This window comes from Streptosporangium sp. NPDC006013 (assembly GCF_040614275.1).
GTDB lineage: Bacteria > Actinomycetota > Actinomycetes > Streptosporangiales > Streptosporangiaceae > Streptosporangium.
The window spans coordinates 21,424-31,297 of record NZ_JBEXUE010000063.1 but is presented as its reverse complement, the minus strand read 5'-3'; the positions used below and the strand labels follow the sequence as shown (position 1 = coordinate 31,297).

Here is a 9,874-nt window from a genome sequence, read left to right as displayed (position 1 = left end):
CTCACCCGATCATCATCCTGGCCACATCTCCCCGAACTGGCCACCTACTTGGCCACATCGCCGCGGAATCGGCCAGATCAACGGCGACCTGACATGAAAGGAATCGGGAAGGCAACTGCCGTACACACTCTGAACTGGAGTTACTCTAAGTCTAGACAGACTAGACAGGGTGATGTCCATGAGTGGGTGGCAGGTCCAGGAGGCGAAACAGCGCTTCAGTGAGGTCGTTCGGCGTGCGGTGAGCGAGGGTCCTCAGGTGGTCACCCGGCACGGAGAGGAGGTGGCCGTCGTCATCGACATCGCCGAATACCGCCGACTCAAAGGCGACGCTCCGGACTTCGGGCGGTTCCTGCTCGCCGACCCTGACTGGGACGACGACGTGGAGTTCCCGCGGAACCAGGACCTTCCCCGGGAAGTCGATTTCGACTGATGGGCATCGGCTACCTGCTCGACACGAACGTGGTCTCCGAAGCACGCAAGCGGAACGGCAGCCCTCAGGTCAAGGACTGGATCGCCGCGGCGCACGGACCCACCCTCTACATCAGCAGCCTGACGGTCGGGGAGATCCGCTGCGAAGTCGAGCTCCGCAGACGCCGGGACCCCGACCAGGCAACGGTGCTGGAACGCTGGCTGCACGGCCTCCAGCGGCAGTTCGATGATCGCATCGTCCCCGTCACCGTGGAGGCCGCCGAGGAGTGGGGACGCCTGAACGCCATCCGCCCGCTCCCCACGACGGACGGCCTGATCGCCGCGACGGCCCGGGTGAACGGCTGGACCCTGGTCAGCCGGAACATCAAGGACTTCGCCGGCACGGGAGTGTCCGTCGTCAACCCGTTCGACGTGCTGATCTGAGTCCTGCCGGCCTGGACGCCGATGGCGGAGACTACCCCGCCACCTGGAACCAGACCGACCTGCCCGCTCCGTCGTGGTGGAAGCCCCACTCGGCGGCGAGCAGGTCGACCAGCCACAGCCCCCGCCCGCCGTCGTCGTCGGTCTCCGGTACGCGTACGGCGGGTGCGCTCGTGACGGAGCCGTCGTCGGTGACCTCCACGTGGACCATCGTGGTGGTACGGGCCAGGTAGACGGTCAGGCGCCCGTCCGTGGTACGCCCGGAGTCGGAGTGGGCCACCGCGTTGGCGGCCAGCTCGCTCAGCAGGAGCAGCACGTCGTCGAGCAGCGGGGCCGCGACGCGTCCGGCCAGCAGGTCCCGTGCCCAGGCCCGCACCTCCGGCACGGAGGCCACCTGGCCGGGAAAGACCTGCCGCCACGCGCTGTACGGCCCACCCGCCCACGGCATCGCGGGAAGTTTGTCTTCTTCCCCGAGCATCGTCGAAGTCCCGTCACCGCGATGTCCGAGGTGGCTGCCTTCTTCCCCCGGCGTTTTCGGAGCTCCGTTGCCGTGGTGTCCGGGGCGGCTGCCTTCTTCCCCTGGCTTTTTCGGAACTCTGTCACCGTGGCGTTCGGGGCGGTCTTCCTCTTTCCCCGGCGTTTTCGAGGCTCCGTTGCCAGGGTGTCCGAGGCAGCCGTCCTCTTTCTCTGTTGCCTCCCGCTCGGATCTCATGTGGTCACCGCTGACATGATCATGTCGGCCGCGTTGTCGGCCTCCGCCCAGACCCATTCCCCGCGCTGCCAGAGCCGCGCCCACCAGGGCCGCCAGACGAACGCCCAGCCGCAGTAGCGCCGGACGACCGTGATCCTGACCAGTGCCGTGCCCGTCGCCGACCGGATCTCCAGAATCGGCTGCCCGGCCACCGGAAGGACCAGCGAGGTGCACACCCCGAGGCCGTGCAGATCCCAGCTGAGCCGGGTCAGATGAACGAATCGCGCACGCCGCTCGACCGCCGTCACGCTCCGGTCCTCCGGATGCCCTCGGCGAGCACGGCCAAGGCGCGAAAGGTCACCGTTCTGATCATTCATCACTCGTCTCGTCTCTGGTTTAAAGGCGATTGAATGCTTTCTTTTCCGTCCTGTCGAATCGAGAGGGCGTGTGCTTAGATTGCCCATGTGACAGGCGAATCCATGGCCGGATTGGCACCTCGGAGGATGACTGGGGATGACGGGGGCAGGTTTATCAATACCCTGGTCCGACATCGCCAATATGGCAAAAATCCGTTTTTCTCTATTTAAGGAGGAATGCGATGAGCGATGAGGTCCCCCTGGATCCTGGATCCCCCCGTGCGCGCTTCGCCGCCGAGATGCGCCGCCTGCGCGAGGCCGCGCAGCTCTCCCAGACCGCTGTGGCCGCACGCCTGGGGTGCACGCAGACCCAGGTGAGTCGGCTGGAGGGTGGCAGTCGCACCCCATCGAAGTCCGACGCTGAGCGACTCGACCTGCTCTTTGGCCCCAGTGGCAGCACGTACTTCGTGGACCTGCGCCAACACATCGTCGCCCGCCATGGCGGCCCGATCTGGTTCATGAGTTGGGCCCAGGAAGTCGAACCGTTCGCCCTCGTGATGCGCTCGTGGGATCCGCTACTCGTCCCAGGTCTCCTCCAGACCGAGTCCTACGCTCGGCACGTGCTCAGCTATAGCGCCCGAATGGCTCCTGGCGAGTTGGAGGAGCGGGTACAGGCACGCATGCAACGGAGGAAAGTTCTCGACAAAGAGGATCCTCCCCTGTTCACAGCTCTTATCGATGAGGGAGTGCTGCGCCGCAGGGTTGGAGGCCCTGAAGTGATGCGCGAGCAGTTAGATCATCTGATGGAGATAGTTCAGCGACCGGCTATTTCCGTACAAGTCGTCGATCCGCAGTGCATGGCGGGCATGTCGGGTGCTTTCATGATCGCCGAACTACCGAACGGGCAGCCAGATACCATCCACGCGGATTCTTCAGTTCAGGGGCAGGTTACGACCGAGTACGAATTCGTGGTTTCTGTCAGAAACCAGTATGAAGCGATACGCCGATCTGCCTATCCTGAACATATGTCCCTCAAAATGATCGAGGAAGCGAGGCAGGGATGGACTTGAGTAATGCCGTGTGGCGGAAGTCATCGCGTTCCGGCCCGAATGGCGGGCAATGCGTCGAAGTCGCCGCCAACCTGCCTGATGCTGTCGCGGTCCGTGACAGCAAGGACCCCGATGGCGCCAAGCTGCTCTTTACCCCTGCCCAGTGGCGGTCTTTCGTCGGTGGTATCAAATCCGGCAAGTTCGAGCGCCTGATCTGACCTCCTCGGGAAGTTCGGAGATCGTCCATGGGAAGGAGACAGGAATGGATCTGAGCTCCGCCGTGTGGCGGAAGTCGTCGCTCTCCGGAGACAACGGTGCTCAGTGTGTCGAGGTCGCTGCCAACCTGCCCGGTGCTGTCGCGGTTCGTGACAGCAAGGACCCTGACGGCGCCAAGCTGCTCTTCACCCCTGCCGGGTGGCGGTCCTTCGTCAGCGGCATCAAGGTGGGAGACTTCGGCCACCTGAGCTGATTGCCGGGATTTACCTATTTTCGGTTATCCCTTAATGGAGATAGCACTTCGTCCCTTTCGTTATTTCGGGCCCCCGATCGGTCAACCGGTCGGGGGTTTTGTGTGTCCAGTATCGGTGCCTGGGTGAGCCGGGGTCGATGACGGTGAGGATCTCCGGTTGTCCTAGCCCTGTGTTCCGCACGTGACCCTGATCGAACGGGGTGATTACCCGCTGCACTGGATCGGATATACAGCGATGCGGCACGTGTGAGAAACGGGCTTAGCGCTGCCACGCCGCCAGCAGATCTTCCGGTGTCCAGGCCGCGGCCAGTGGAAGTCCCGGTTCGTATCCCGACCTCGACACCGCCACTTTCGGCGTCTCCGTGGTCACACCGGGAACGGCTGCGGAACCCTGGACCAGCGCGTCATAGTCGTGGCGGTCGAACGGCCGGGCGTCGAGCCATTTGATCGATCCGATGAAGTGGACCCTGCTCGCGACGGGTTCCCGGTCCGCGCCCACGAGATCGATCTCGGGATTGTTCTGTCGATTCCACCACCCGCCCACGGCCTCGGTGTCCGGCCAGGCGTCGTCCGGAAGCATTCTGGCCAGGCAGTCACGTACGAGTGGCTCCACCGCGCGACCTCGCCAGGTTGTCCAGGAACGTTCGATCCGTCGCAATGCCAGGTCCGGTCGACCTCTTTCGCTGTCGGCGATGGCCCGCTGCAGGAACGCCAGCCAGAACCGGAGATAGTGGTCGGCCACCCGGTACCGCTTGTTCTTGGTGTCGGGCCGGTCGGAGAGCGGGAGGTCGGTCGCCACCACGCGCTTGGCGATCAGATTCGTGAGGATCGGTGCCAGGGTGCCGGACGGCAACGGTGTCGCTCCTCCCACATTGGCGGCGATCGTGCTGAAGGTGCGTTCTCCGGTTCCAACGGCCTCCAGCACGGTCCGGGCGTAGGTCGCCGACGGAAATTCTCCGAGCAGGGACAACTCGCCGGCGGCGAGAAGAGGTGAAAGCGGGTTGGCAAGACTGTCGCGCAGGAAATCGATCCTGGACATGCCGCGCTCCCATGAACGGACCACCTCGGGGAAGCCTCCGGTGATGAGCAGTGCGTCCACGGCGTCGGCGGCGGGCAACCCGGTCATGTCGGCGACGTCCTGAAGAGCAAGAGGCCTCAGCGTCATGTGAGCGGCCCGGCCGAAGAAGGGGCGACCGTACTCCTGCAGGGATTCCATCACCGACAGGTCGCTTCCGACCAGGATCAACAGGATCGGCCGGGCTGAGAGATACCTGTCCCAGGCCGTCTGCAGGGCACCTTCGAACTCCCCATCCTGCTCGATCAGCCACGGAACCTCGTCAAGAACCACGATGCACGGGGTCTCATCACCCGCGGCCAGCGCCAGCGACCGGAGGGTGTGGTTCCAGTCCTGCGGCGCGGCGCCCTGGAGGAACTCGGCGCCTGCGAGTCCGGAGCAGGCGATGGTCTCGGCGAAGTCATTACGTTCCGCAACCGGACTACGGCCTCTCGTCGCCTGGAAGACGACGTACGGCAGACCGGAACGATCACAGAACTCCTGCACCAGGCGGGACTTACCCACTCGCCTGCGGCCAGTGATGATCACTGCCCGGCCGTGTGTCCCTCCCTTGCCCTCTGCCACGAGCCGTAACTGCGCATCGAGTTGATCGAGATCGAAGGCCCTGCCGGTGAACTTCATCGATCCTACCTTAGTAATAATCAATCTTACTTAGATGAAGTCTACATTGATGCCACCGCCTGGGCATGGAAGATGAGGCGAGAGCGACGCCGTTGACCTGCAGTGATAGATGGCTTTCGGGGAGCGTCCATCTTTGATCTTCAGTACGAGGTGCCGAGGAGCGAGGAGCCGTACGAACTGTTCACCGGCCGATCCGGTACAGCACATGCCGACGTAGCGGCCCGTCGGGCACGTTCGGGTGGTCGAAGTCGGCGACGGGGTCGCGGGTCATGCCGATCCGGCGCATCACCGCCTGGGAACGCAGGTTGGTGGTGGCCGTGATGGCGACGACCTCCGGTAGTTCCAGGGTCTTGAAACCGAAGTCCAGGCAGGCCAGGGCGGCCTCGGTGGCGTAGCCGTGGCCCCACGCCGAGCGGGTCAGCCGCCAGCCGATCTCCACCCCGGTGAACGGCATGCCCTCGTCCGCCGGATCCAGGCCGGTGAAGCCGATGAACTCGCCGGTCGCCAGGACCTCCACCGCCCACCATCCATAGCCCCGCCGGTCGAGTCCGGCCTGGAAGCGCGCGATCGAAGCGGCACTCTGCTCACGTGTCAGCAGGTCCGGGAAGTGTTCCCGGACCTCGGGATCGGCGTTCATCGCCGCCCAGGGATCCAGGTCGGAGTCCCGCCAGTGGCGGAGCAGGAGGCGATCGGTACGCAGTTCGGACATGCCGCCACGCTAAGGCGACCAAGCTCGGAGAGTCGACCGGTTTTGTCCGGGGAAGTGTCGCCGCCCTGGCGTCCCGAGACCCGGGCGACGACACGGCGTCTCTGTCCCTCAAGACCTACGAACATAGCGCCCGTTTACAGATATTTGTCAGCTTATATGGCTGATTGTTCTAAATCCGCTCAATGTGGCACCTGGAATCGGTTTACCCGTAAATGCATATTGGGGGTTGCCGATCGAATAGGTGGGGTCTAGCTTTGGTCGCGATCATGAACCCCTCAGTCAAGGAGCGGTGTCAGCATGTCCGAAAACGAAAGAGACGAGCACGGCGGCAGGTTCAGCCGCCGCGCGCTGGTGGGAGGCTTGGCCGCCACCGGCGTGGGTGCGATGTCGCTGTGGGCCGCCGAACCGGCCGCGGCCAACACCGATCCGTCCGTGTTCATCGTGGATGTCAAGGACTACGGTGCCAAGGGCGATGGCACCACTGACGACTCCGACGCCATCAAGGCCGCGGTCACCGCAGCGATCGCCGGCCGGACCAATGGCGTGGTGAAGAAGGAGATCTTCTTCCCGCCGGGCACGTACAAGGTGACCAAGAAGGACACCCTGATGTGGTCACCCACCGGTGGAAAAGCCGACCAGATCTTCGGTCTGCGCTTCCGCGGCGCCGGCCCACGGGTGACCACCATCAACTTCGCCACCGACTTCACCGCCAACAGCGACCCTCGCGAGAACAACCTGATCACGGCCGCGGTCCGGTTGCGGTACGCCTACTTCCAGGACATGGCCTTCCAGTCCACCAACCCCAACAACCGCTTCGCGTACTACTGGTCGGTCGACACCATCGACGCCAACTCTCAGTATCCCGAGTACGGCAACGGGCAGAACCAGTACTTCGTCTACCAGAACATCGAATGGAAGGGTGCCTGGGACCGGGTCATCGGCATCGACGGCGACCACGAGGCCAACAACAACAGCGAGCACCACTTCATCCTGTGCTCGACGGACACTGCCTCCGTCTACACCGACGCCTTCCTGCACTGCGGAATCTCCAGCCCGTCCAGCCGCAACCAGCAGAACCAGTTCCTCAACTACTTCATGCTGTCCTGCAACTTCGCGCTCGCAGGCGGCGACTTCTTCCGCTTTGACCGGGGCGGTTCCATCAACGTGATCGGCGGCTCCTGGTCGATGGTCGGCTCCAACAACGCCCGGTACTTCTACATGCCGCTCGCCAACGGGGAGATCGGCGCGACCCGGCTGAGCGTCAGCGGCGTGCGCTTCGAGCCCAAGAGTGCCAACCACAAGATCATCGACTGTAACTGGAACAACGGCTCGGTCGTCTTCACCTCATGCTCCGACATGGCCGCCCTCCAGGTCTCAACGGCCGCCAACTACAACCTGCACCGGTACGCCGCCACCTCCAACCGGCTGCCGATCGCCCGTTACCAGGACTGCACGCTGGCCGGCTACCACCTGGTGGACGCCGCGGGCTCCGCCCTGACGAACGGAAAGATGATCTACGAAGGTTGCCGTTTCTACCACACGACCACCGCCGTGGGCACCACCTCCAGCTCGGCCTTCCTCCGCTACGCGAGCGCCCCGGCCCGTTACGCCTTCCGCGACTCCTGGGCCACCGCCGACGTCGCCGGCTGACCCACCCGCATCCTGCTACGTCCCGTCCCGTTTGCGGCGAGGACCATGTTCGGGAACATCATCGCTCTCCCGAACATGGTCCTCTTGACGTAGCCGAGGACGTCCAGGTCGGCCCGCGTGGGCCGACCTGGACGTCACCTGATCAGACGAGGTCGAACCGGTCCAGGTTCATCACCTTGTCCCACGCCGCGACGAAGTCGTTCACGAACTTCTCCTTCGCGTCGTCACTCGCGTAGACCTCCGCGAGCGCGCGCAGCTCGGAGTTCGACCCGAAGACGAGGTCGGCGCGGCTGCCGGTCCACTTGACCTCGCCCGTGGCGGCGTCGCGACCCTCGAAGGTGTTCGCGTCCTCGGCCGTCGCCTTCCACGCCGTGCCCATGTCGAGCAGGTTGACGAAGAAGTCGTTGGTCAGCACCCCGGGGGTCGCGGTGAGGACACCGAGCGGCGACTGCTGGTGGTTCGCGTCCAGGACGCGGAGGCCACCGACGAGGGCCGTCATCTCGGGGGCGCTCAGGGTCAGCAGGTTCGCCCGGTCGACCAGCAGGAACTCGGCCGGCAGCCGGTTGCCCTTCCCGAGGTAGTTGCGGAACCCGTCAACGGTCGGCTCAAGCGCGGCGAACGACTCCACGTCGGTCTGCTCCTGCGACGCGTCCACCCGGCCCGGCCTGAACGGGACCTCGACGTCGACACCGGCCTCCTTGGCGGCCCGCTCGACGGCCGCACCGCCGGCGAGCACGATCAGGTCGGCGAGTGAGATCTGCTTGCCACCGGTCTGGGCGGCGTTGAACGCCTCGGCGATCCCCTCCAGGGTGCTCAGCACCGTCGCGAGCCGGTCGGGGTCGTTGACCTCCCACCCGTTCTGCGGCTCAAGGCGGATGCGCGCGCCGTTGGCGCCGCCGCGCTTGTCGCTGCCGCGGAAGGACGAGGCCGACGCCCACGCGGCGGACACCAGCTCGGACACCGACAGGCCCGAGGCGAGGATCCGGTCCTTGAGGGAGGCGATGTCCGCGGCGTCGACGAGCTCGTGCGTCACCGCGGGGAGGGGGTCCTGCCACAGCAGCGTCTCGGTCGGGACCTCCGGACCGAGGTAGCGCGCGACCGGGCCCATGTCGCGGTGGGTCAGCTTGAACCACGCGCGGGCGAAGGCGTCCGCGAACTCGTCGGGGTTCTCGTAGAAACGCCGCGAGATCGGGCCGTAGATCGGGTCGAACCGGAGCGCGAGGTCGCTGGTCAGCATGGACGGCGCGTGACGCTTCGACGGGTCGTGGGCGTCGGGCACCGAGTCCTGACCGGCGCCGTGCTTCGGCCGCCACTGGTGCGCGCCGGCCGGGCTCTTGGTCAGCTCCCAGTCGTAGCCGAACAGGTTCCAGAAGAAGTTGTTGGACCACTTCGTCGGTGTCGAGGTCCAGGTGACCTCCAGACCGCTACCGATCGTGTCCGCGCCCTTGCCGGTGCCGTAGGTGCTCTTCCAGCCGAGACCCTGCTGCTCGATGGGGGCGGCCTCGGGGTCGACGCCGACGTGGTCCGCCGGGCCCGCGCCGTGGGTCTTGCCGAAGGTGTGACCGCCCGCGATCAGGGCGACCGTCTCCTCGTCGTTCATCGCCATCCGGCGGAACGTCTCACGGATGTCGCGGGCCGAGGCCAGCGGGTCCGGGTTGCCGTTCGGGCCCTCCGGGTTGACGTAGATCAGGCCCATCTGGACCGCGCCGAGGGGGTTCTCCAGCTCCCGGTCGCCGGTGTAGCGCTGGTCGTCGAGCCAGGTGGACTCGGGACCCCAGTAGACGTCCTCGTCGGACTCCCAGACGTCCGCACGGCCGCCGGCGAAGCCGAAGGTCTTGAAACCCATCGTCTCCAGGGCGACGTTGCCGGCCAGGATCATGAGGTCGGCCCACGAGAGCTTCTGGCCGTACTTCTTCTTGACCGGCCACAGCAGACGGCGGGCCTTGTCGAGGTTCACGTTGTCCGGCCAGCTGTTGAGCGGCGCGAAGCGCTGCTGGCCGGCCCCGGCGCCGCCGCGGCCGTCGCTGATCCGGTAGGTGCCCGCGCTGTGCCAGGCCATCCGGATCATGAACGGGCCGTAGTTGCCGTAGTCGGCCGGCCACCAGTCCTGCGAGGTCGTCAGCACCTCCGCGATGTCCTGTTTGACGGCCGCGAGGTCGAGGCTCTTGAACGCCTCGGCGTAGTCGAACTCCTCGCCGAGCGGGTTGGAGACGGCGGGGTTCTTGGCGAGGATCTTCAGGTTGAGCCGCTCCGGCCACCACTGGTGGTTTCCGCCGCCCTGGGTCGGGTGCGGGGCGCGCTCGTGCGCGACCGGGCAGCCACCTCCGCCCTCCGTCTTCGCGTCTACGACGATTGCATCATGGTTCTCAGACATGGGAATCCTTCCGAACTATGCGGATCACGGT

General features: G+C 65.4%; 11 protein-coding genes. 6 read left to right on the top strand and 5 right to left on the bottom strand.

Features of this window, described 5'->3' with window-relative positions; translation table 11 throughout:
• Window positions 1–178 precede the first annotated feature (178 nt).
• Both ABZ260_RS12910 and ABZ260_RS12905 read left to right on the top strand, forming a co-directional pair.
• On the top strand, window positions 179–430 hold the full coding sequence (locus ABZ260_RS12910) for a type II toxin-antitoxin system Phd/YefM family antitoxin (protein WP_355616282.1): 252 nt from the start codon (window positions 179–181) through the stop codon (window positions 428–430).
• On the top strand, window positions 430–852 hold the full coding sequence (locus ABZ260_RS12905; RefSeq protein WP_355616280.1) for a type II toxin-antitoxin system VapC family toxin: 423 nt from the start codon (window positions 430–432) through the stop codon (window positions 850–852). Before ABZ260_RS12910 ends, ABZ260_RS12905 begins: the two co-directional genes overlap by 1 nt.
• Window positions 853–883: 31 nt before the next feature.
• Here the strand turns inward: ABZ260_RS12905 and ABZ260_RS12900 are convergent, their stop codons facing one another.
• On the bottom strand, window positions 884–1,327 hold the full coding sequence (locus ABZ260_RS12900) for an ATP-binding protein (protein WP_355616278.1): 444 nt from the start codon (window positions 1,325–1,327) through the stop codon (window positions 884–886).
• Between the two features lie 230 nt (window positions 1,328–1,557).
• Window positions 1,558–1,848 carry a hypothetical protein gene (locus ABZ260_RS12895; RefSeq protein ID WP_355616276.1) on the bottom strand — a complete coding sequence of 97 codons (291 nt, stop codon included), beginning with the start codon at window positions 1,846–1,848 and terminating at the stop codon, window positions 1,558–1,560.
• 290 nt (window positions 1,849–2,138) lie between these two features.
• Here ABZ260_RS12895 and ABZ260_RS12890 point away from each other — a divergent pair, with 290 nt between their 5' ends.
• The 3 genes from ABZ260_RS12890 to ABZ260_RS12880 are packed head-to-tail and all read left to right on the top strand — an operon-like array spanning window position 2,139 to window position 3,414.
• A complete protein-coding gene (locus tag ABZ260_RS12890) occupies window positions 2,139–2,966 on the top strand; it encodes a helix-turn-helix transcriptional regulator (RefSeq protein WP_355616274.1) in 828 nt (275 codons plus the stop codon).
• Window positions 2,957–3,163, top strand: a complete 207-nt coding sequence (locus ABZ260_RS12885; RefSeq protein WP_355616272.1) for a DUF397 domain-containing protein — start codon at window positions 2,957–2,959, stop codon at window positions 3,161–3,163. The genes ABZ260_RS12890 and ABZ260_RS12885 overlap by 10 nt, the downstream gene beginning before the upstream one ends.
• A 44-nt stretch (window positions 3,164–3,207) precedes the next feature.
• Entirely contained in the window at window positions 3,208–3,414 is a 207-nt protein-coding gene (locus tag ABZ260_RS12880; protein ID WP_355616270.1) for a DUF397 domain-containing protein, read from the top strand.
• A 259-nt stretch (window positions 3,415–3,673) separates the two neighbouring features.
• On the opposite strand, the gene ABZ260_RS12875 is transcribed toward ABZ260_RS12880, so the two are convergent.
• On the bottom strand, window positions 3,674–5,110 hold the full coding sequence (locus tag ABZ260_RS12875; RefSeq protein WP_355616268.1) for an ATP-binding protein: 1,437 nt from the start codon (window positions 5,108–5,110) through the stop codon (window positions 3,674–3,676).
• A gap of 181 nt (window positions 5,111–5,291) precedes the next feature.
• Window positions 5,292–5,819, bottom strand: coding sequence for a GNAT family N-acetyltransferase (locus tag ABZ260_RS12870; protein WP_355616266.1), 528 nt, complete (start codon window positions 5,817–5,819; stop codon window positions 5,292–5,294).
• Between the two features lie 297 nt (window positions 5,820–6,116).
• Here ABZ260_RS12870 and ABZ260_RS12865 point away from each other — a divergent pair, with 297 nt between their 5' ends.
• Window positions 6,117–7,469, top strand: a complete 1,353-nt coding sequence (locus ABZ260_RS12865) for a glycosyl hydrolase family 28-related protein (protein ID WP_355616264.1) — start codon at window positions 6,117–6,119, stop codon at window positions 7,467–7,469.
• Window positions 7,470–7,611: 142 nt separating this feature from the next.
• Here ABZ260_RS12865 and katG read toward each other — a convergent pair whose 3' ends face one another.
• On the bottom strand, window positions 7,612–9,843 hold the full coding sequence (gene katG / locus ABZ260_RS12860) for a catalase/peroxidase HPI (protein WP_355616262.1): 2,232 nt from the start codon (window positions 9,841–9,843) through the stop codon (window positions 7,612–7,614).
• Window positions 9,844–9,874: the final 31 nt, after the last annotated feature.

What these genes read in the sequence shown, in the direction of transcription:
- ABZ260_RS12880 (WP_355616270.1), top strand. Translation starts at nt 3,208, where the DNA reads ATGGATCTGAGCTCCGCCGTGTGGCGGAAGTCGTCGCTCTCCGGAGAC.
- ABZ260_RS12875 (WP_355616268.1), bottom strand. Translation starts at nt 5,110, where the DNA reads ATGAAGTTCACCGGCAGGGCCTTCGATCTCGATCAACTCGATGCGCAG.
- ABZ260_RS12870 (WP_355616266.1), bottom strand. Translation starts at nt 5,819, where the DNA reads ATGTCCGAACTGCGTACCGATCGCCTCCTGCTCCGCCACTGGCGGGAC.
- ABZ260_RS12890 (WP_355616274.1), top strand. Translation starts at nt 2,139, where the DNA reads ATGAGCGATGAGGTCCCCCTGGATCCTGGATCCCCCCGTGCGCGCTTC.
- katG (WP_355616262.1), bottom strand. Translation starts at nt 9,843, where the DNA reads ATGTCTGAGAACCATGATGCAATCGTCGTAGACGCGAAGACGGAGGGC.
- ABZ260_RS12905 (WP_355616280.1), top strand. Translation starts at nt 430, where the DNA reads ATGGGCATCGGCTACCTGCTCGACACGAACGTGGTCTCCGAAGCACGC.
- ABZ260_RS12865 (WP_355616264.1), top strand. Translation starts at nt 6,117, where the DNA reads ATGTCCGAAAACGAAAGAGACGAGCACGGCGGCAGGTTCAGCCGCCGC.
- ABZ260_RS12885 (WP_355616272.1), top strand. Translation starts at nt 2,957, where the DNA reads ATGGACTTGAGTAATGCCGTGTGGCGGAAGTCATCGCGTTCCGGCCCG.
- ABZ260_RS12900 (WP_355616278.1), bottom strand. Translation starts at nt 1,327, where the DNA reads ATGCTCGGGGAAGAAGACAAACTTCCCGCGATGCCGTGGGCGGGTGGG.
- ABZ260_RS12910 (WP_355616282.1), top strand. Translation starts at nt 179, where the DNA reads ATGAGTGGGTGGCAGGTCCAGGAGGCGAAACAGCGCTTCAGTGAGGTC.